The sequence below is a fragment of the Ruthenibacterium intestinale genome (genome assembly GCF_040096265.1).
GTDB lineage: Bacteria > Bacillota > Clostridia > Oscillospirales > Ruminococcaceae > Ruthenibacterium > Ruthenibacterium komagatae.
In genome coordinates this window covers 49,829-70,948 of record NZ_JBBMFA010000084.1, presented here as the reverse complement: position 1 = coordinate 70,948, position 21,120 = coordinate 49,829, and the positions used below count along the sequence as shown (strand labels likewise).

Here is a 21,120-nt window from a genome sequence, read left to right as displayed (position 1 = left end):
TGTGAGGAGGTGTCTTACATGTGTGTATCCCACATGCCGCAGAACGCATCCACGGGGTCGGTGCCGGTAAACTCGCTTTCACCGCACAGTTTTTCCACCAGCGCATCCAGCGTGTCGTCTTTGGCGTCGTAGGCGTTGACATAGGTGCGGGCCTGCGGCACGTCCGCCAGCAGGAAGGGATGGCCCACGCTGGCCACCACCACCGGCAGTTCGTGCACATACCAGGGAATCTCTCCGCCGCCTTTGCTCATGGCCCAGGCCACGCGCTCGCAGGTCTGGCCCATGCCGTTCACTTCGCCCAGCGTCAGCACCAGGTCCTGTTTTGCCACGAAGTCTTTGATGGGCGTTTTGCCGGCAAAATACACCATCAGGGCACGCATCATCTCGGCGCCCGGGTCTTCGGCCTTCTCGCCGTCTTTCGCAGCCTGCGCCGCCTTGGCTGCCGCTTCTTTCTGCAGTTTCGACACGGGATCTTCATAGATCTCCACTTCAAATCCGCGCTGTTTCAGGCGTTCCGCCACTTTTTCAGCCGTCGTGGGGCCCTTGCCGCCTTTCATCAAAGCGAAAATTCCGCCGCCGGAAGCGCCCTTGGCCGGCACGATCATGATGCGTTTGTATTTTTCCGGAGTAATCGGGAACACATTGTCCTTGTTTTTCACCAGTGTCACAGCCCGCTCGCTGACCTCGCGCGCCATGGCCTTGTGCTCGTCACAGCCCACGATGCGTGCCACATCCTCACGGGGCGGCATGATCTCCGTGGGAGCTTTTTTGTGCAGTCCTAGACGGGCTTTCAGGCCCAGAATGCGCTCCAGAGCCTCCTGCAAACGCTCTTCGGTGATGATGCCTTTCTTGTATCCGTCCATCATATAGCCGAAATCTTCGTCCATATCGTTGAAGAACAGGAACATGTCGCAGCCCGCAGCAATGGCACGCGGCAGAACGTCGCAGCGCTTCATCATGCAGGTCAGGCCCACCATGTGAGAAGCGTCGGTCAGGATCATACCATTGAAGCCCAGTTCCTTGCGGAGCAGGCCCTGCAGCAGTTCCGGGCTGAGAGTGGCGGGCATGATGTCTTCGTCTTTGATGGAAGGATTGATTTTACGGGTCCAGGCGGGCTGCATGATGTGGCCTGCCATCACGGCCTCCAAACCGCAGTCGATCAGGCCTTTGTACACTTTTCCGTAAGTGGCCATCCAGGTATCGCAGTCCGCGCTGTTAACACTGGGGGACAGGTGCTGGTCACGCTCGTCAATGCCGTCGCCGGGGAAGTGCTTGGCCGCACAGCCGAAGCCGGCATTCTCGTGTGTGCCTTTAAAGTAAGCCTGCGTCATGCGCGCCACCACATCCGGGTCATTGGAGAAGCAGCGTTTCGAGATAACGGGGTTGCGCCAGTTCTGGTTGATGTCCGACAGCGGAGCAAAGCTCAGGTTGCAGCCGATGGCCGCAGCCTCTTTGTTGGCGATCCGGCCCATCTCATAGGCATATTTTTCATCGCCGGTCGCGCCGATCTTCACCGGCATACCGATTTCCGTGCCATCGGTGCAGGCGCCGTTTCCGCCGCCCTCGGTGTTGCAGGCAATGATCAGAGGAATTTTCGCATTCTCCTGCAAAATGCGGTTCTGCTCATAAATCTCGTCCGATTTTCTCTTCCAGCGTCATGCCGGCGATCGTGTTCTTTACCCACGCTACGCCTTCGTCATCCAGAAAAAACGGATTTGCTCTCAAATCTACCATGTGAACATCCTCCTTTAATCAACCAGTTTCACTCCGTCCGGGTGTCGCCCCCGGTTTCCTACACTTTAATAATATCGGATTTTTCAAAGAGCAATGAGAAAATTATTTGCAACATCCGTAATTTTTTTGCTATTTTTTAAAAAAGCGAAAATTTTATCTTCATAATCTCTGGAAATTCCAGTAAAAGGCGGGTATAGTAAGCATAGAAAAAGCTGTCTGAGGTGAAATTATGCTTAAAATGCAGCAGCATGTGCTCAATTCCTTTGCGGAACTGGTTCAGGTGATGCTGGACACCAGTTTTATCTATGTAGACCGGCAGTTGGTGCCCGATGAGATCTATGAGCCCAACTATATGCCTCCTCTTCTGAAAGAGCGTTTTCGCGACCTTCTGTTCGGCGGCCTTCTGTTTGAATGTGAACCCGCCAGCAGCACTACCGGTCCTTTTTTCATTTATGAAGTTGGCCTTGCCTGTGATACGCGCATCGCCGTTTTATGTCTACCGGAACGGGAAGGTTTTGTGCTGATCGGCCCCTATCTGCCCGATGCTGCCAGCACTTCTTCTCTGGAAGAACTTTTGACCGACGCCGGGATTCCCCTTTCTCAGAAAAGTGCTTACAGTACTTATCTGAACACGCTGCCTGTTTTGGATCACTCGCGGCTTTACGTCGTGTTTTCCGCGCTGGTTTCCAGCGCGTACCAAAAGGATCTGGAGCACACGTTCCGGGGATTTGACATCTCACCGGAACATCCGGCCCCCTGCCCTGTATTCGAAGAGGATACTTTGCAGCTGCGGGCCGAAACCCTGGAAAAGCGTTATGCGGATGAGCAAAAGCTGCTGAACCTGGTCATCAAAGGCGATTTGGACGCCGTCTACAGTCTCGGAGTGAAGAATTTCTCTCTGGAGCGCGTTTCCAACAAGCTGCGCAACGAAAAAAACCTGATGATTATTTTAAATACTCTGCTGCGTAAAAGCCTGGAAACCGCTCACGTTCACCCGCTTTATATCGACGCCATCAGCGGTAAATGGGCTGTCCGAATTGAGAACACCGACAAAATCAGCCAGCTGGACACGCTCTCCCGTGACATGATTCGGGATTACTGCCGGGAGGTGCAGCACCACAGCCTGGCCAATTATACGCCCAATGTGCGCGCCATGATCAACTACGTGAATTTTAATCTGAATGATCCGGAATTGAGTTTAAAGAAAATTTCCGAGCATCTGGGCGTAAACGCCAGCTATTTATCGCAGCACTTCAACAAAGAAGTAGGCTGCAGCCTTCCGGAATACATCACCGACAAACGCATCAGCCAGGCCAAGCAGCTGCTGTCCGGCAATTCCAATCTGAGCATTAACCAGATTGCATCCGCCACCGGCTTCACAGATGTAAACTACTTCACCAAGGTATTTAAAAAGCAAATGGGATGTACCCCTACCATGTTCCGCAAGCAATAAAATAGTAAATTTGCCCATTTAATTCTAAAAATAGCAAAGAATTTACCCGTTCAATAAAATAAGTCCTCACGCTTATGATTCAAAAATGGTATTCTGAACTCGTTCGGTAAGCGCACCAGACAGGTGCACCCAAAAATTGAATCTTGGGAGAAGGAGACAACATTATGGCACACAATACCAATGCTTCTGTGCGGCCGTTCGGCATCCGCGACAAGATCGGATACATGTTCGGCGACTTCGGAAATGACTTTACTTTCATTCTTTCCTCCACGTTCCTCATGAAATTCTACACGGACGTCATGGGTGTGGAAGGTTGGATCGTGGGCGTCGTCTATGATGGTTGCGCGCATTGTCGACGCTTTCACCGACGTTACGATGGGCCGCATTTGCGATTCCAGCAAGATGACTCCCGTCGGCAAATTCAAACCGTGGATCCACCGTATGTGCGGCCCTGTGGCGATCGTCTCATTCCTGATTTACCAGAGCGCTTTCGCCGGCATGCCCATGAACTTCAAAATCGGCTGGCTGTTTGTTACATACATTCTGTGGGGATCCATTTTCTACACTTCTATCAATATCCCCTACGGCTCGATGGCGTCTGCTATCTCGGCTGATCCGGGCGACCGCCAGTCTCTGTCCACGTTCCGCACCATGGGTGCGACGCTTGCAGGCGTTGTCATTGGCGCGGGCGTACCGATGATCGCATACGATAAAGTTGACGGCAACAGTGTGCTGAACGGCGGCCGGTTCACCCTTATTGCAGGTGTGTTCTCCATCGGTGCGGTCATCTGCTAGCTGCTGTGCTATTCGCTCACCACCGAGCGCGTGCGCCCCGAGATCGATCCGAACGCTCAGAAAGCCTCCATCGGTCACATGCTGCGCAGCATCATTACCAACCGCGCGCTGGTTTCCATCATCGCTGCCGCTATTCTGATGCTTCTGTCCCAGCTCACGCTCACCGGAATGGCTAACTACGTATTCCCGAACTACTATTCTGCGCCGGACGTTCAGTCTCTGTCCTCTCTGCTTACAATGGCTCTCACCTTTGTGATTGCGGCTGTGGCCAAACCCATCGCCGTTAAGATCGGCAAACGCGAGATGAGCATCATCGCCAGCTTCATTTCTGTCATCGGTCTGGTGGCCGCGTTCATTGTGCGTCCCCAGAACGTATGGGTTTTCGTTGTGTTCTACATGTTCGCCTATCTGGGCATTGCCATGTTCAGCATGTTCTGCTGGGCGCTCATCACCGACGTTATCGACTACTCCGAGCTGAAGAACGGCGTGCGCGAGGACGGCACAGTGTATGCTGTTTACTCCTTTGCCCGTAAACTCGGCCAGGCCGCTTTCTCCGGTCTCACCGGCGCCCTGCTGTCCCTCGTCGGTTACACCGCCGCCACTGCTTATGAGCCGGATGTGCTCGAAGGCGTATTCAACATCTCCACCATCGTTCCTGCTGTTGGCTTCTTGCTGCTGGGCCTGGTTCTGCTGCTCTGGTATCCGCTTGATAAGAAAACAGTTGACGCCAACGTAATCGCTCTGAAGAAAAAACACGGCGAACTGTAATCGGAGGGTTTCTCATGGCTGAGATCTTTGATACCTTTGAAAAAAGACATGATTTTCTGATTTGTGTTGATTCGGACGGCTGCGCCATGGACACCATGGACATCAAACACTTCCGTTGTTTTGGCCCCTGCATGGTACACGAGTGGGAGCTGGAGCAATGGCAGGAGCCGATTCTCGCCCGCTGGAACGAGATCAATCTGTACAGCATGACCCGCGGTGTCAACCGATTCAAGGGTCTGGCCATCGCCCTGGCCGAAATCGACCAGCAATACAAAACCATTCCGGGCCTTTCCGATCTGACCGGATGGGTGGACCAGACCAAAGCGCTGTCCAACAGCGCTTTGGAACAGGCAATCCGTGAAACCGGCAGCGAATGCCTGCAAAAGGCTTTGCATTGGTCTCAGCAAGTCAACGCCAGCATCAATCAGCTGGACGAATCCCTGAAAAAGCCGTTTGACGGTGCCAGCCAGGGACTGGCCGCAGCAGCGGAATTTGCCGATGTGGCCGTCGTCTCCAGCGCCAACCGGGATGCCGTGCTGGAAGAGTGGGGCAAATATGGCCTTCTGGATCACGTGGATCTGGTTTTGGCACAGGATGCCGGTTCCAAACAACACTGCATTGCCATGCTTCTGGAAAAAGGGTATGCGCCGGACCACGTTCTGATGGTGGGCGACGCTCCCGGCGACCGTGCAGCCGCACAGACCAACGGAGTGTACTTCTACCCCATTCTGGTCAAAAAAGAAGCCGCTTCCTGGCAGGAGTTCTGCGAGAAAGCGACGGACCATCTGCGCAGCGAAAGCTACGCAGCTTATGGTGAAAAAAAGCTGGATGAATTCTTAAAAAATCTGGGTGGCTGATGCCGCCCGCCCAAAGCGCCTGATTTCAGGCGCTTTTTTCATGCCTGCGGGTCGGTTCCGAAATATTGACAGATGGCCTGATAATACGCCTGCGCCGCACGCTGGCATCCCTCTGGCGAAGCCCAGTTCTCCACGTCCTGTCCATTGGTGACAAAGCCCTGCTCCACCAATACAGCAGGACAGGGTGCCTTTTCCAACACGCCAAAGCTTTTCAGTTCCCGCACGCGATCATCGGAACTGTCCACCAGAATTTTCCGCTTTCCCTCATAGTAGGCAAAGCGGATCCCGTTGGTACCGCGCAGCCGGTGCCCGGCGGTTTCCATCTGCTGTGCAATGCACTGGGCAAACGCCATGGATTCCTGTGCCCACACGCGCCCCGGCGGCGGCGGGAAACACTCAAAGCCGTGCGAATCACTGTCTCCGTCGCTGTTTCCATGAATGCTTAAAAACAGGCATGCCTTGTTTTCCGCCGCGTTTTGTACGCGCTGGTCCACCGTATATTTTTCACCGTTGGGGCGAGTGCGCACCGGAATATAGTTCCCGTCCAATGCCAGCAGGTTGTACAAAGCATCCACCGTTTGCTCGCACAGCACCACCTCGTCCAGATATCCCTCTGCACCGGTATCCATTCCCCCGTGGCCCGCATCCAGTGCAATGGTATAGGGCGGTTGTGTGGGCATCTCATAATCCGCATTTACCTCCACGCTGCGGCGGGTGCCGGCCCAAAGCAGCATCAAAAGGAGGACGGCTACCGCCATTCCCCACGCCCAAAGCGGCGGTTTTGCACGCCGATGATGACGGCGCTGAAATGAACCCATTCTCATATCCGGCCTCATTGTGCGGCAGCCATACCAAGTTCCGTCAGGCTGCCAAAAGTATATCCCATCTCTTCCCATTTGCTCAAAAGCTCATCCAAAATCTGTGCATTGGTCGCACTGGTCGAGTGCAGCAGAACAATGGCGCCGTCGTGGGTGCGGGGCAGCAGCTTTTCGAACGCAGTCTCCCGGTCCGGCTGACTGTCTGTGTTCCAATCCACATAAGCCAGGCTCCACAAAACGGTTTTATAGCCCATTTCTTTGGCCCACACCAGATTTTCATCGCTGAATTTTCCTTCGGGCGGACGGTAAAAACGCTGCATAGCCTGCCCGGTCACCTGCTGAAAGATCTGTTCCACGTCCTGCAATTCCTTTTCAAAGGTGGCTCGGTCGGTTTGCGACAAATCGGGATGGTGCCAGGTGTGATTTCCCACCAGGTGCCCCTCTTCCACCATGCGTTTTACCAGATCCGGATTTTCCTGAATATAGGTTCCCACCACAAAAAAGGCCGCCGGCGCATTGTGTTTCTTCAGCGCATCCAAAATCGGGGCCGTGTTTCCATTTTCATACCCTGCGTCAAAGGTGATATACAGACGATTTTCACCCTGCGGCGCACAATAATATGCGTCATAAGGCGCCAATTCTTCCGGTGTCAGTTCCGCACTGGGCGGCTGATGTTCCTCCTGAAAGGACAGCCCCCAGGCGTGGCTTTCCACCGCAGTCGCCTGTGGTTCTGCTCCCCACGCGAGGCCGCCCGCCGCCGACGCCAGAATCAATGCCAACATCCCGGTCAAAACCCGATGCGTGGTCTGTTTTTTCATGCAGTAAAACATGGTGTATCCCCCCCTCATGCAAGCATATGAGGCGATGGATGCACGGTATGCCGCCGCGCTGGGAAAAAGCTCCTGTTTTATTCGAAGCTTCTGTGCGCACAATAAGCGCATGGAGGTGTTTTGCATGCAACCCGAAAAAAGAGCAAGCCATCATTTTTCCAAAAACAGCCACTATGCAAACCACTTTGGCGGTGCGCAAAACGCTCGCGTGGACCCGGCCAGGAACATGCGGGATTTGGGATACGAAGACGACATGCCCGCAGAGTGGCTTCCGGCCACGTATGAAAGCGGCTGCTTTCCCGGATGGAATGACGAACTGCCCGGAGATCCTGACTGAAAGGCTCCCTGTGCGAAATGAAAAAAGGACGGCGCTGTGCGCCGTCCTTTTTTCATTTCTTATTGGGCCGGTTGCAAAGGTCCAGCACCCGCCCGGCCTGCTTTACGTTCAACAGGAACCAGGCATTGCGCTGAATGTTCCGGAAAGGCAGATCGCCCACCATTGCATGTGCAACCTTTTGATTCACCTGTGCATGCGGCGAAAAATGCAGCGTTTTCCGGGTCATGACTCGAGCGGCTGATGCCAGCATCCGTGCCAGTTTTGACTCGTTCATCTGCCGCAGCGGTGTATTGCGGTCGTACTCGCCCGGGTGCGGCAGCGCATTGTTCTGCGGCGGACGGCTGTGCACCCCGTAAAAGGCAGCGTCCGAAAAGCGATTGTCGGAAAACGCGCCGTAAGGTCCATCCGCACTTTGGGCATACAGCGGCATGACCGCTTCTCCCGATACCAGTACCGCTTTGCGCAGAGGCAGATCCCGGCTGGAAGCGCCGGCACAGATTTCGTACTGCCCGGCCTCCACCACGAAACGATGCTGAACCGGATCGTAAAACGCCAGACGATCCCGCGGCACGGAGATCTCCACCTGCCGCTCCTCGCCCGGCTTCAGGCTTACCCGTGCAAAGCCCACCAGGACCCGCACCGGCCGGTGCACCGACGAATGCGGACAGCCCGCATAGATCTGTACGATTTCATCGCCTGCCCGGTCACCGACATTGGCGAGGCGGACTTTCACCAGAAGCTCGCCGTTCTTTCCAGTGTCCACATGCAGATCCCGGTAAACAAACCGTGTATAAGACAAGCCGTATCCAAAGGGGAACCGCACCGCCTGCCCTGCTTTATCATAATAGCGATATCCTACATAAATGCTCTCATTGTATGTGACGACCCGGGGGCCCATGGGGAAATAACGGGCACTGGGGTTATCCTCCAGCCGAAGCGGCCAGGTTTCGGACAATTTGCCCGAAGGGCACGCTTCCCCGAACAAAAGGCGGTACGTCGCCTCGCCCAGTCCTTCGCCGCCCAGAACGGTATAGAGAACTGCACGCACCTGATCCAGCCAGGGAACTTCCATGGGGCTTCCCCCTGCCAGGACCACCACCAGATTGGGGTTTGCCTCCGCCAGTTTTTCCAGAAGGTGCGTCTGATTTTCCGGCAAACGCATATGGGTACGGTCAAAGCCTTCGCTTTCGTACAAATCGGTCAGGCCCATGAAGTAAACCACGGTCTGCGCCGTGCGGGCATAGCGGACCGCCTGCTCCTCCAGCTCTGCGTCCGGCCGGGTGTGCTCGGTGCGATAGCCGGGCGCATAGTTGATATAGGCCCAGCCCCGCTGCGCCATAGCGCCGGTGAATCCCATCGGAGCGTGCGCATTGACCACACTGGAACCACCGCCCTGATAGCGGCCCGTACCGGCAGCCAGCGCCCCGATCACTGCCAGATTACTCTGTTTTTCCAGCGGCAGAATGCCGTCGTTCTTCAGCAGCACCGCAGATTTTTCACAGGCTTTTTCCGCCAAACTTCGATGAGCCGCCTGATGATAGGGCGTGCGGGGTTTGTGCGCATAAGCTGCCACCAGGCGCAGTACGTTTTTCACCGCCGCATCCAGTGCCTGCTCCGAAAGGCGGCCCTCCTGCACAGCCCGTACCACGTCTTCATCGGTGGCTCCGCCCGAATACGGCATCTCCAGATCCAGCCCTGCAGCCACGCCGGCAGCACGGTCGTCCACCGCTCCCCAGTCGCTCATCACAAGGCCTTCAAATCCCCACTCCCGGCGCAAAATGTCTGTCAGCAGCATTTTGTTCTGGCTGGCATACACTCCGTTGATCCGGTTGTAACTGCACATCACGGTGGCGGGTTTTCCCTCTTTCACCGCGATCTCAAAGGGCTTGAGATAAATTTCCCGCAGCGCGCGCTCATCCACTTCCGCCGAAATGGTCATGCGCAGTGTCTCCTGATTGTTGACCGCAAAGTGCTTCAGGCTGGCGCCCACGCCCCGCTTCTGGATGCCGCGGATCATGGCCGCGCCCATCTTGCCTGCGGCCAGCGGATCTTCGGAAAAGTATTCAAAATTGCGGCCGCCCAGCGGGCTGCGTTTGATATTGACGCCGGGCCCCAGCAGAACGCCCACGCCGTGCGAACGGCATTCCTCGGCAATGGCCGCACCCACCTGTTCGGCCAGTTCCTCGTCCCAGGAACAGGCCAGCGCCGCGGCCGTGGGAAAACAAGTGGCTTTCACACTGTGGCCGCCGTTTTCCTTTGCATTTTTCAAATCTTCCTTACGCAGGCCGTGCGGGCCGTCGCTCAAACGCAGCGGCCACACGCCTTTGTCCGGAAGCGGTTTTGTCTGCCAGAAATCCCGCCCGCTCATCAGGCTCGCCTTCTCTTTCAGGGTCAGGCGCTTTACAAAGGCATCCAATTGACGTTCCGTCATTGTGCAGTTCCTCCCAAATGGTTTCGGGTCATCGGCCCTTGATCTTCTCCCAGTAAGCTTTGGCCGCCTGCTCGGTCTTATTCTCGCCGTACTCATAATACTTTGTGCCCACCAGGGCGTCAGGCAGATACTGCTGCGCCACCCAGTGGTTGGGGTAGTCGTGCGGATAAAGATAATGCTGTCCCTTGTTCTGGTTGTCTTCCCCGTCAAAATGACAGTTCTGCAGCTGCCGCGGAACCGGACCGCCCCGCCCTTTCCGCAAGTCTTCCATCGCAGCCAGAATGGCATTGTGGGCCGAGTTGGACTTGGGTGCGGTCGCCAGCAGGATCGCCGCGTCCGCCAGAGGCAGCCTTGCCTCCGGCAGCCCCAGCTGCAGCGCACTGTCCACGCAGGCTTTTACAATGGGGATCGCCTGCGGATAAGCCAGGCCCACATCCTCCGCCGCGATCACCAAAAGCCGCCGGCAGGCCGACAGCATGTCGCCACCCTCCAGAATCCGCGCCAGATAGTGGACCGCCGCATCCGGGTCAGAGCCGCGAATGCTCTTCTGCAAGGCGGAGATGCAGTCGTAATGCATATCATCACTTTTGTCGTACCGCTGCGCCGCGCGCTGGGTCACCTGCTGCACCACCTGTTCGGTCAGCGTGCGCACACCGTCTTTTTCCGGCAGAGCTGCAGCGGCAAATTCCAAACAGCCCAGCGCTTTGCGCATATCGCCGCCGCAGGCCGAAGCCAGCAATTCCAGCGCGCCCTCCTGGGGCAGGATGGGAACGCCATCCTCTTCTCCCAGACGGTGCAGCGCATTTCGCAGCCCCTGCTGAACATCCTCCGGAGAAAGCGGTTTAAACTCAAACACGGTACAGCGTGACAAAAGCGCGTTATAAATGTAAAAATAAGGATTTTCCGTCGTGGAGGCGATCAGCGTAACCGAACCGTCCTCCAAACATTCCAGCAGACTCTGCTGCTGTTTTTTGTTCAGATACTGGATCTCGTCCAGATACAGAAGAATACCGCCCTGCGCTGCCAGCGTGCCCACATCCCCCAGCACAGCTTTGATATCCGCTGTGCCGGCGGTAGTCCCGTTGAGCTTGTGCAGGTGCATGCCGCTGTTTTCCGCAATGATGCGGGCCACCGTGGTCTTGCCCACCCCCGGCGGCCCGTAAAAAATCATATTGGGTACACGGCCCTGTTCCAGCGCACTGCGAAACACCCTGCCCGGCGCCAGCAAATGCTGCTGCCCGCACACTTCTGCCAGAGTGCGGGGACGCAGGCGGTCCGCCAACGGAGCGGCCATGGCCGTCCTCACTGGTGAATGACTGCGCTGGAGCGCCAGTCATTCATTTTCTTGGCCGCGTAGCCGTTGCCCAGGAAATAGTCGATGGCATAGACCAGACTGCGGTCCCAGAAATTCCATTCATGGACACCGTCCCACTGAATTCTGCGGTAGTACGCCAAATTCAGCTTATGCAGTGTGGCATGCAAAGAATCGTTCTGCTCTACGATGTGGTAGGGTTCAAAGTCCTGCAGGCCATTGGTCAACAAAATTTTCGGCTGGCGCTGCGGCGGAAGTTCTGCCGCCTTCTGTGCCACATAATGCAGGTTGCTCGCCTTGGGCAGCGCCAGGCTGTCGCCGAAAATAGGTGCAAACACTTCGCGCAGGCCGGGCACATTGGGGTCACGCAGCATCAGCGACAAATCCACCGCGCCGGAAAAACTGGCGCATCCGCCCCAGATATCCGGCCGCGACATGCCCAGATACAAGGCACCGTATCCGCCCATGGACAGGCCCGCGATAAAATTGCGGTCGCGCTGCATGGGGATAAAGCGGAAAATGTTGTGCAGAAGCACCGGCATCTCATCCACCAGGAACGTGCGGTAAGCGCCGCCGTACATCATGTTCTGGTAAAAAGAATTCCCGCAGTCCGGCACAATCAGCATCAGGCCATTGTCCGCAGCATACCGCGCCGCACTGGTCATCTGAAACCAGTCTTCTGCACAGTTGGTATATCCGTGCAGCAGCGTCAGACAGCCTTTGATCTGATTTCCCACTTCCGCAGGCAAGTCCGTGGGGAAATACAGTTTCACAGTGACGGTTGTCTGCAAAATCTGAGATTTCAGCTTGCAATCGATATAAGCCATTTTTGACTCCTCTTTTCCTTATTTCGAACGCGCATTCACCAGCGCGTTTATGTCATTGATTCTGTCTTTTATTATATAAGAAAGCGGGCGGATTGACAATCCGCCCGGCATGCGTTTTTTCCTTTTCGCTGTGTGTCCAAAGCCTATGTCCTGCTTTTTTCCGCACGGCAGTTGCGCACAAAAATTTCAAGGATCTGTTCCGCATCGCTCAATTGCTGTGGTGTCAGCCCGCGCAACAGCTCGGTGACCGGTGTCTGTGCCGCCAGAGAGGGGTCCGCCAGTAAAACATAGTTCGGCGTCACCTCCAGAATATCGCACAACACAAGCAAAGTCTGTACCGACAGACCCGCCTTTCCGCATTCGATCTGGCTCAAAAACTTTTCACCGATTTCTGCTTTGGCGGAAACATAGTCCTGTGTGTAATGCTTCGCCTTTCTGGCCGCTTGCAGGCGCTTTCCTATTAATTGCAGATCGTATTCCAAAAAACCACCCCTGTTCTTGAGTTTATCGTTAAAAAACGGTTTTTTAACTGTATAAAAACACGAAAGTATTGTTTTAAACAGGGATTGTTATGCAAATCACTTCGGAAATTTTTTCGGCGGTGAGAACCCGGTCAAAAAAGCCCTCTGCGCATGGCAGAATGCGCAGAGGGCTTAAAACTTGATTTATTCGTACAGGGGGAAACGCTCCGCCAGGCGCGCCACAGCCGCGCGGGTAGCCTCTTTTGTCTCTTCAAAACGGAAGGTGCAATCCGCGATGCAGTCTGCGATCACCTGCATCTCCTCACGGCCGAAGCCGCGGGTCGTCACAGCCGGTGTGCCAATCCGCACACCTGAAGTAACAAAAGGCTTCTCCGGGTCGTTGGGCACTGTGTTTTTATTGGCGGTGATATTCACCTCGTCCAGGCGAGCTTCCAGCTCCTTGCCGGTGACGCCGGTGCCGCGCAGGTCCACTGTCATCAAGTGGTTGTCCGTTCCGCCGGACACCAGTTTGACGCCCCGCGCCTGCAGCGCCTGCGCCAGAGCGCGGGCATTGTCCACAATGGCCTGCTGATAGGCCTTGAACTCCGGTTTCAGCGCTTCACCGAAGCACACCGCTTTGGCCGCGATCACATGCTCCAGCGGGCCGCCCTGCGTGCCCGGGAAAATCGCCTTGTCAATGGCTTTCGCATACTCCTGACGGCACAGGATCAAACCGCCGCGGGGGCCGCGCAAGGTCTTGTGTGTGGTGGTTGTGACCACGTCCGCCCAGGGAACCGGATTGGGATGAAGCCCTGCCGCCACCAGACCGGCAATGTGCGCCATATCCACCATAAACAGCGCGCCCACTTCCTTGGCGATGCCGGCAATGCGCTCGAAGTCAATGACGCGGGCATAGGCAGAAGCACCTGCCACGATCATTTTCGGATGATTTTCCCGCGCTTTCCGCGCCAATTCCTCATAATCCAGATAACCGTTTTCATCCACGCCATAAGAGATGAAGTGATAATTTTTGCCGCTCATATTCACCGGGCTGCCGTGGGTCAGATGACCGCCATTGGACAAATCCATGCCAAGCACCGTATCGCCTACATTCAGCAGTGCAAAATACACCGCCAGGTTGGCCTGTGCACCGGAGTGCGGCTGTACATTGGCGTGCTCGGCTCCGAACAGCTGGCAGGCGCGCTGGCGGGCGATCTCTTCCACCACGTCCACGCACTGGCATCCGCCGTAATACCGATGAGCGGGATACCCCTCCGCATATTTGTTGGTCAGAACACTTCCCATGGCCGCCATGACCGCAGGCGAGACAATGTTCTCGGACGCAATCAGCTCAATATTTCGTTTCTGGCGCTCCAGTTCCCGGCGCATGGCTGCGCCCACTTCCGGATCGCGCTGTTCCACAAATCCAATGGTATCCATCATATCCGCATACATCTGCAAAACCCCTCTCTTTGGCTGTATTGGCTTCATTATACCTTTTTTGCGGCGCGTGCACAACGCTTTTCTTGCGCGGTCAGGGCTTTTGTGCTATATTGTTCATACATTCAACGAAAGGGGAACCCCCATGCGCACAAAGGCTGATACCCGTGAGATCGTGGAGCGCCTGAAACAGGAGTATCCGGTCAGCGAATGCTCGCTGACGTATGAGGATGCCTGGCAATTGCTGGTCAGCGTCCGCCTGTCCGCTCAGTGCACGGATGCCCGGGTGAACATCGTCACAAAAGAACTGTTTGCAAAATATCCTACGCTGGAGAGCCTTGCGGCTGCCGGGCCGGACGCCATTGAGGCCATCGTGAAGCCCTGCGGTCTCGGGAAAAGCAAAGCGCGGGATTTGTACGGCATGACCAACATGCTGCTGCGTGAATACGGCGGAAAAGTTCCCAGCGAAATGGAGGAACTTTTAAAGCTGCCCGGCGTGGGCCGCAAAAGTGCCAATCTGATCCGGGGCGATATCTTCCATCTGCCTGCGGTGGTGGCGGACACACACTGCATCCGCATGGCCAACCGCATCGGCTTTGTGAACGACGACACCGATCCCGTCCATGTGGAAAAGGCGCTGGTCAAGGTCCTTCCCCCCGAGGAATCCAACGATTTCTGCCACCGCTGTGTGATGCACGGCCGTGTGGTATGCACGGCGCGCAAAGCCTATTGCGAGGCATGCTGCCTGCAGGACATCTGCCGCACCGGGCGCAAAACACTTTCTGCGAAAAATGCGAAAAAGGAGAAATCCGTATGAAACGGCTTTTATTTGCAATTCTGACGTTGGTGTTGTGCCTGGGGCTGGCCGGCTGCGGTGCTTCCTTACCGGACGGAATGGACGAAGAAAGCGTGCAGCAGGCCGCCGAGACCACCATCAGCCAGTTGGTGAACGAAGAGTATGACGCCCTGACCGATTCCATGGATGACACCATGAAAGAGGCGATTTCCGCAGAAGAATGGCCGGAAATCTGGCAGCCTCTGGCGCAGCAGCTGGGCACCTTTGTGGAAGTGGAAAAGCACACCATCGTCGGGAAGGACGGCATGGCGGTGGATGTGGCACAGGCTGCCTTTGAAAACGGCAAGCTCACCTTCACGCTGAGTTACGATTCCTCTTACCGGCTGGCCGGTCTTTACATGAAATGATGCGTTCGCCCGCGGCCCCGCCGCGGGCGTGCTTATGTGCCAAAATCGCTTAATAAAGAGGTATTTTTCTTTGGAACATACAAAATCCTTTCAAAATTCCTTTGCGGCCGGTCTGCGGGACGGAGTTCCCATCGGGCTGGGCTATTTTTCCGTCTCCATGACTTTCGGCATTCTGTGCGTGCTGGATGGCCTGCCCGTGTGGGCGGCAGTGGCCATCAGCATGACCAACCTGACCAGTGCGGGACAGTTTGCGGGACTTTCCCTGATCTGTGCCCACAGTTCTCTGTTTGAAATGGCGCTGACGCAGCTGGTCATCAACCTGCGCTATGCGCTGATGAGCCTGTCTCTGTCGCAAAAGCTGCCGCGCACCGTTCGGCTTCCCGGGCGGCTGGGTATCAGCTATTTCATTACCGATGAGATTTTTGCGGTGGCTGCCAGCCAACCCGGCGAAGTGGGCGGCCGCTATTTCAGCGGTCTGGCCATCATGCCCTATCTGGGCTGGACGCTGGGCACCCTGTGCGGCGCGGTGGCCAGTGGGCTCCTGCCCGACAGTGTGCGCAGCGCCTTCGGCATTGCGCTGTACGGCATGTTTTTGGCCATCGTCATTCCGGTGGCCCGCAAAAGCCGGGCTGTTCTGGGTGTGGTGTGTCTGGCGGTGGCGCTGAGCTGCGCGATGCGGTTCGTGCCGCTGCTGAACAGCATTTCCAGCGGATTCGCCATCATTCTGTGCACGGTGATCGCCGCCGGACTGGGTGCGGTTTTGGCACCCGTACCCGACCGAGAGGAGGAAGAGGACCATGCCGACGCATGAACTGATCGTTTACATCGCCGTCATGGCCGGCGTGACTTATTTGATCCGGATGCTCCCTATGGCGCTTCTGCGAAAAAAAATTTACAGCCGCTTTGTAAAGAGCTTTCTGTTTTACGTTCCCTATGCGGTACTGGCAGCCATGACAGTGCCCGCCATTTTTGAGAGCACGGGCAGCTTCTTCAGCGCGCTGGCCGGGTTTGCCGTGGCCGCTGTGCTGGCCTGGTGCGGCGGAAACCTGCTGGCGGTAGCACTGGCCGCCTGCGCTGCGGTATATGCGGTGGAATGGCTGCAGGGACTTTGGCGGTAAAGTGCTTGACAAGCCGCGACCCGGTGTCTATAATGATACGCGGACATAAAAACAGGGGTGCTGTGAAAGGCTGAGATGCGGTATTCCGCGAACCCTTTACCTGATCCGGATAATGCCGGCGTAGGAAGTTTCTTCTTCATAAAAGAGTGCTTTTGCGCCTGCGGTTTGACCGTGGGTGCCTTTGTTTTTATGTACTAAAAACGAGGGGGTCTTTCCATGACCAAAACCTATTCCAAAACGCGTGTTCTGGTGGAATGCGCGCTGATGATCGCCGTGGGTACCGTATTGGCGAACATCAAAATTTACACACTCCCCAACGGCGGCAGCGTCACGCTGTTCAGCATGCTTCCCTTTGTGCTGATCTCGTTCCGGCATGGCGTTAAATGGGGCCTGTTCACCGGCTTTGTCAACAGCCTTCTGCAGATGCTGCTGGGCTTCTGGGCGCCGCCTTCCCCCACCTTCTGGGCGTTTGCCGGCATGATCCTGCTGGATTATGTCATCGCCTTCACCGCCTTGGGACTTGCCTGCGTATTTGCCAAGCCCTTCTCCAACCGGATGGTGGGCGTGGGCGTCGGAACCGCGGCTGTCTGCGTCATCCGCTTCTTGTGCAGCTTTTTGTCCGGCGTGCTCATCTGGGGCAACTTGTCCGACGGCCTGCCCGCCTGGACGTACAGCCTTGGATACAACGCCAGCTACATGCTGCCGGAAACCATTCTGACTACGGTGGCCGCCGTGCTTCTTGCCCGGTTTGCCCCCAAACTCTTCACAGCAGAATAACCAAAAACAACGCCGCAAAATTTTCACGCCTTGCGGCGTTGTTTTGTGGTAAAATAAGGATAGGAAAAGGGCAGACCGCCTTTTTCAAAACCGTGTCAAGGGAGGCTGACAGGTATGAGTAAACGCATTGTAATTTGCATCGGCAGAGAATTTGGCAGCGGCGGCCGCGAGATCGGCTGCGCGGTGGCAGAAAAGCTGGGGATCCCTTTCTATGACAAGGAAATTTTGAAAAAAGCGGCCAAAGACAGCGGCATTGTGGAAGAGCTGTTTGAAAATGCCGACGAAAAGCCTACCAACAGCTTTTTGTATACGCTGGCCATCGGCGCGCATGGCCAGGCGGTGAACAGCTTTACCAACTACAACGATTACCTTACCAACGACAAACTGTTTCTGTTCCAGACGGACGCCATCCGCAAAATGGCCGACGAGGGCTCCTGTGTGTTCATCGGGCGCTGCGCCGACTACATTCTGCGCGGCCGCAAGGACATGTTCTCCGTATTTATCCACGCGCCTCTGGAACTGCGCATCCAGCGCATCTGCCGGCTGTACAATCTGGAGGAAGACGCGGCCCGTTCCCTGATTCGAAAAACCGACCGCAGCCGCGCCAATTATCACAACTTCTATGCCGATCGGGACTGGGGTGCGGCCGGCAGCTATGATATGAGCATCAATTCCGGAAAATTCGGGGTGGATGGCGCCGTGCAGCTGATTGTCTCCGCCGCTGAAACCTTCCGTGCGCAAAACAGCCAGTAACATTTTGCAGCCGCCTGCCGGGGCGGCTGTTTTTTTGCGTTCAAGTTGTCATATTGCATAATAAAACAACTAAAACTCTATGTTTATAAAACGAAAATTGTGCATAATGCCCATTTTCACCTTGACGTGCTCTGAAATGCTTTCTATAATGCAAATGAGAGAGCAAGGCAGGTTTTGACGATGAAAAAAGACGTTACCATTCACGATGTGGCCGCGGCGGCCGGTGTGTCGGCCGGCACGGTGCACCGGGCACTTTACGGAAAGCCCGGTGTAAGCGCCGCGCTGCGCCAGGAGATTCTTCATCTGGCAGACGAAATGAACTATCAGCCCGGCCCGACCCCGGCTATGCGAAGCCGTCGAACGCACCGCATTGTCGTGGCGCTGCCCGGCTGTACGCGGGAGAATCATTTTTTCTTCTCCCGCATGTGGGACGGCTGCCGTCAGCAGCTGGAAGACCTGGCCGCTTATCATCTGGACGTGGTGGAGGCACCTTTTGACGACACGCCTGAAAACGGGTTTGCCGCCCAGCTGGCCCGGATCTTCCGCCAGTATCGCGGCGAGATCGACGGACTTCTGACCGGCGGGCGAATCTTCGAAGATTCGCTGGAAGCCTTGACGAGAGTTCTTTCCAGCGGAATTCCCACGGTACTGGTCAACGAGACTTTTCCCGGCGTTCACCCTTTGTGCACCGTGCGCACGGACTGCTTTACCGAAGGCCGCCTGGCCGCTGAATTGCTGGACGCCAGCCTCGCCCCGGGCGACAAAGTGCTGCTCTGTGCAGGCGACAGCCGCCTGTCCTCCAACCGGAACACCGTGGCAGGATTTGAGAGTCTTCTGCGGGCACGGCGTCCGCAAGTCCCCATCATCCGCATCCACGGATACAGCGGCGTGGACGGAACGTACGAGACCATCCTCCGCGCACTGGAATCAGACCCGCACATTCGCGGACTGTTCTCCGTCAATCTTCGATGCACGCTGATGCTGGCCGAAGCAGTCCGCACCTTGGGGCTTCAGCGCCGGGTGTTTGCTGTGGGCAGCGACCTTTGCGACGAAAGCGCGCAGGCCCTGCGTCAGGGCGAGCTGTTCTGCCTGATCTCCAAAAACCCGGTCGAGCAGGGACGTCTGGCCGTCAAACGGCTGACCGGCTATCTTCTTCACGGTCACAGGCCGGAATCCGAAACGGAATTCCTTCGGTCGGAGCTGATTTTCCAAAGCAATCTGGAACAATTTCTGTAAAAGGAGCATGCGATTATGAGCAGGATTTTTTACGGTTGTCAAACGTATCCCTGGAAGATGAACCAGGAAAAATTCGCGGGGGATCTGCCCCACATTGCCAGCGTCACCGCACAGGCCGGATTTCAGGGGCTTGAGGCGGAAATCTGCATGCTGGGCGATTATTTCAACGACCCGCAGCGCACCCGGGAAGTTTTGGAAGAAAACGGGTTGGAGCTTGCCGCGCTGGTTCTTCATCAGCCCTGGTGCGGCGAGGAGGAGACCCCCGAAGAAGCTGCACTTTCCGACCGTGCCATTGACTTTCTGACGCATTTTCCCCGGGCACGGCTGATGGTTTCTCACCACGCCGGCAAAGATCCCCGGCCGGAAGGCGCCGCACTGCTGCAGCGCCGCAAAAACCTGATCCGCTGCATGTCATCGGTAGCGGATCGCGCTGCAGAACGCGGCATCGTCACAGGTTATCATCCCAACTCCGCGCGCAACTCCCTGTTCCGCACCCGGGAAGATTACGACGTGCTGTTTGAACTGCTGGAAGAGACAGACGTCGGCTACATCCCGGACATCGGGCACATCGTGAACGGCGGCATGGACGCGCTGGAAATTCTGAAACTCAGCCGCCACAAGATCCGCCACGTCCATTTCAAAGACCGCATCGCGCAGGATCAGTGGGCGGTCATGGGCGAAGGCTGCATCGATTACCCCGCCATCATCCGCTATCTGGAGCAGACGGGATACGGCGGCTGGATCATGGTCGAGGACGAATCGCCCAAGGCTCTGACCGATTCGGACGCCGTGGTGCGGGCCGATGGCGCTTACATTACACCATACAAATGCGCTGATTAAAAAGGAGGAATCAACCATGCATCGATACACAGTCGCCGTCATGGGCCTGGGGGTCCGCGGCAAAATTCACATTCACGGTCTGCTGGAAAACCCGGACCGCTTTTCCATTGTGGGACTTTGCGACATTGACCCCGCCGTTCTGAAAAAAGTTGCAGATGACAACGGGCTTTCGGATGTGCCGCAGTTTACCGACGCAGAGGAAATGCTGGCCAAAACCCGGCCTGAAGTATTTGTGTTCGTAGTGGCGCCCAATATGCGCCTTTCCCTGATGGAACTGGGTGCCAAATACGGCGTGAAAGGCATCTCCCTGGAAAAGCCCATGGCGGAGTCTCTGCAGGAGGCAAAAGCCATGGTGGATCTGTGCAAAGAGCACCACATCAAAGCCGTTGTGTGCCACCAGCAGAAATATCTTTCTCAAATGCGCAGCCTGAAAAAGCGCATTGAGGACGGAGAAATCGGCGAGATCCGCAAGATCCATGTGGAGACGCAGGCCTGGTTCAGCCAACTGGGCACGCACTATGTGGATTACACACTGTGGGCCAACGGCGGGCACCGTGCCAAATGGGTGTGCGGACATGTGCACGGCCCCATCTGCCTGGATGACAACCACCCTGCCCCGGACTATCTGCTGGGCACCATGGAACTGGAAAACGGCGTGCACGCCTACATTGAATGCGGTTACCTCAGCGAGGCACACAATCCGCCGGAATACGGAAGCAGCGACAACCGATTGACGGTGTACGGCACCGACGGCTACGTCTACGCTGAAACCGACGGATTCTGGGGTGCCTGCACCAAGGCGACCAACGGCCGTCTGATCACCGGCAAGGACCCCGGCTGGCGCAATCATCAGCAGGTGCCCATTCAGACGCCTTACTACACCGAATATGCCGACTGGCTGGACGATGACAGCAAAGTACACTCCTGCGACATCGAAACGGCCTATCACGGCTATGAAATTCTGGAAGGCATGTGTCTGTCCGCACTGCGCAACGTGCGCGTGGACCTGCCCATCACCGACCTAAACTATGAACCGGTGATCGAAACCATGCGGCGTGAACTGCCCGAATGCGGCAGCCGCAAAATGTACATTTACGACGGCAAAACACCCCGAAAGGAGCGGGATTGAC

20 protein-coding genes, 1 pseudogene and 1 riboswitch are annotated in these 21,120 nt (G+C 56.2%); of the genes and pseudogenes, 13 read left to right on the top strand and 8 right to left on the bottom strand.

Annotation, left to right across the window (positions count from 1 at the left end; genetic code table 11):
* Positions 1-14: 14 nt before the first annotated feature.
* Positions 15-1,610 (bottom strand): glycoside hydrolase family 3 protein, encoded by a 1,596-nt coding sequence (locus WMO24_RS07500; RefSeq protein WP_349215750.1) that lies wholly within the window; start codon positions 1,608-1,610, stop codon positions 15-17.
* Positions 1,611-1,963: 353 nt separating this feature from the next.
* Here WMO24_RS07500 and WMO24_RS07495 point away from each other — a divergent pair, with 353 nt between their 5' ends.
* The 3 genes and pseudogenes from WMO24_RS07495 (at position 1,964) to WMO24_RS07485 (ending at position 5,607) form a co-directional block, all read left to right on the top strand.
* Positions 1,964-3,187 carry a helix-turn-helix transcriptional regulator gene (locus WMO24_RS07495; protein ID WP_349215748.1) on the top strand — a complete coding sequence of 408 codons (1,224 nt, stop codon included), beginning with the start codon at positions 1,964-1,966 and terminating at the stop codon, positions 3,185-3,187.
* A 333-nt stretch (positions 3,188-3,520) separates the two neighbouring features.
* Positions 3,521-4,750 (top strand): annotated as a pseudogene (locus tag WMO24_RS07490) (MFS transporter).
* A 14-nt stretch (positions 4,751-4,764) separates the two neighbouring features.
* Positions 4,765-5,607 (top strand): HAD family hydrolase, encoded by an 843-nt coding sequence (locus tag WMO24_RS07485; protein WP_349215747.1) that lies wholly within the window; start codon positions 4,765-4,767, stop codon positions 5,605-5,607.
* A gap of 38 nt (positions 5,608-5,645) precedes the next feature.
* Here the strand turns inward: WMO24_RS07485 and WMO24_RS07480 are convergent, their stop codons facing one another.
* Both WMO24_RS07480 and WMO24_RS07475 read right to left on the bottom strand, forming a co-directional pair.
* Positions 5,646-6,431, bottom strand: a complete 786-nt coding sequence (locus tag WMO24_RS07480) for an N-acetylmuramoyl-L-alanine amidase family protein (RefSeq protein WP_349215746.1) — start codon at positions 6,429-6,431, stop codon at positions 5,646-5,648.
* 8 nt (positions 6,432-6,439) lie between these two features.
* Complete coding sequence (locus WMO24_RS07475; protein WP_349215745.1) at positions 6,440-7,255, bottom strand: polysaccharide deacetylase family protein; 816 nt, start codon at positions 7,253-7,255, stop codon at positions 6,440-6,442.
* 124 nt (positions 7,256-7,379) lie between these two features.
* On the opposite strand from WMO24_RS07475, the gene WMO24_RS07470 reads away from it, so the two are divergent.
* Complete coding sequence (locus tag WMO24_RS07470; protein ID WP_349215743.1) at positions 7,380-7,592, top strand: hypothetical protein; 213 nt, start codon at positions 7,380-7,382, stop codon at positions 7,590-7,592.
* A gap of 52 nt (positions 7,593-7,644) precedes the next feature.
* On the opposite strand, the gene WMO24_RS07465 is transcribed toward WMO24_RS07470, so the two are convergent.
* The 5 genes from WMO24_RS07465 to glyA all read right to left on the bottom strand — a co-directional run bounded on the left by WMO24_RS07465 (position 7,645) and on the right by glyA (position 14,078).
* Positions 7,645-10,023, bottom strand: coding sequence for a glycoside hydrolase family 3 C-terminal domain-containing protein (locus tag WMO24_RS07465; protein ID WP_349215741.1), 2,379 nt, complete (start codon positions 10,021-10,023; stop codon positions 7,645-7,647).
* Between the two features lie 28 nt (positions 10,024-10,051).
* The gene (locus tag WMO24_RS07460; RefSeq protein WP_349215740.1) at positions 10,052-11,317 is read right to left on the bottom strand and encodes a replication-associated recombination protein A; all 1,266 of its coding nucleotides are present in this window, start codon (positions 11,315-11,317) and stop codon (positions 10,052-10,054) included.
* 8 nt (positions 11,318-11,325) lie between these two features.
* Positions 11,326-12,162 (bottom strand): alpha/beta hydrolase, encoded by an 837-nt coding sequence (locus tag WMO24_RS07455; protein WP_349215738.1) that lies wholly within the window; start codon positions 12,160-12,162, stop codon positions 11,326-11,328.
* A gap of 143 nt (positions 12,163-12,305) precedes the next feature.
* Entirely contained in the window at positions 12,306-12,644 is a 339-nt protein-coding gene (locus WMO24_RS07450; RefSeq protein WP_349215737.1) for a helix-turn-helix domain-containing protein, read from the bottom strand.
* 183 nt (positions 12,645-12,827) lie between these two features.
* Positions 12,828-14,078, bottom strand: a complete 1,251-nt coding sequence (gene glyA, locus WMO24_RS07445; RefSeq protein ID WP_349215782.1) for a serine hydroxymethyltransferase — start codon at positions 14,076-14,078, stop codon at positions 12,828-12,830.
* A gap of 130 nt (positions 14,079-14,208) precedes the next feature.
* On the opposite strand from glyA, the gene WMO24_RS07440 reads away from it, so the two are divergent.
* The 9 genes from WMO24_RS07440 to WMO24_RS07400 all read left to right on the top strand — a co-directional run bounded on the left by WMO24_RS07440 (position 14,209) and on the right by WMO24_RS07400 (position 21,119).
* Positions 14,209-14,880 (top strand): endonuclease III domain-containing protein, encoded by a 672-nt coding sequence (locus tag WMO24_RS07440; protein ID WP_349215736.1) that lies wholly within the window; start codon positions 14,209-14,211, stop codon positions 14,878-14,880.
* The gene (locus WMO24_RS07435) at positions 14,877-15,266 is read left to right on the top strand and encodes a DUF3887 domain-containing protein (RefSeq protein ID WP_349215735.1); all 390 of its coding nucleotides are present in this window, start codon (positions 14,877-14,879) and stop codon (positions 15,264-15,266) included. The genes WMO24_RS07440 and WMO24_RS07435 overlap by 4 nt, the downstream gene beginning before the upstream one ends.
* 70 nt (positions 15,267-15,336) lie before the next feature.
* Positions 15,337-16,077, top strand: coding sequence for an AzlC family ABC transporter permease (locus WMO24_RS07430; RefSeq protein WP_349215734.1), 741 nt, complete (start codon positions 15,337-15,339; stop codon positions 16,075-16,077).
* A complete protein-coding gene (locus WMO24_RS07425) occupies positions 16,064-16,384 on the top strand; it encodes an AzlD domain-containing protein (protein WP_349215733.1) in 321 nt (106 codons plus the stop codon). The genes WMO24_RS07430 and WMO24_RS07425 overlap by 14 nt, the downstream gene beginning before the upstream one ends.
* Positions 16,385-16,427: 43 nt before the next feature.
* Positions 16,428-16,528, top strand: a riboswitch (TPP riboswitch).
* Between the two features lie 72 nt (positions 16,529-16,600).
* On the top strand, positions 16,601-17,161 hold the full coding sequence (thiT, locus tag WMO24_RS07420; RefSeq protein ID WP_349215732.1) for an energy-coupled thiamine transporter ThiT: 561 nt from the start codon (positions 16,601-16,603) through the stop codon (positions 17,159-17,161).
* A gap of 114 nt (positions 17,162-17,275) precedes the next feature.
* Positions 17,276-17,914, top strand: a complete 639-nt coding sequence (locus WMO24_RS07415) for a cytidylate kinase-like family protein (RefSeq protein ID WP_349215731.1) — start codon at positions 17,276-17,278, stop codon at positions 17,912-17,914.
* Positions 17,915-18,094: 180 nt separating this feature from the next.
* The gene (locus WMO24_RS07410) at positions 18,095-19,150 is read left to right on the top strand and encodes a substrate-binding domain-containing protein (RefSeq protein WP_349215729.1); all 1,056 of its coding nucleotides are present in this window, start codon (positions 18,095-18,097) and stop codon (positions 19,148-19,150) included.
* Between the two features lie 15 nt (positions 19,151-19,165).
* The gene (locus WMO24_RS07405) at positions 19,166-19,990 is read left to right on the top strand and encodes a sugar phosphate isomerase/epimerase family protein (RefSeq protein WP_349215728.1); all 825 of its coding nucleotides are present in this window, start codon (positions 19,166-19,168) and stop codon (positions 19,988-19,990) included.
* 16 nt (positions 19,991-20,006) lie between these two features.
* Positions 20,007-21,119: a Gfo/Idh/MocA family protein gene (locus WMO24_RS07400; RefSeq protein WP_349215726.1), complete on the top strand. Its 1,113-nt coding sequence runs from the start codon at positions 20,007-20,009 to the stop codon at positions 21,117-21,119.
* The last annotated feature ends 1 nt before the right edge of the window (position 21,120 follow it).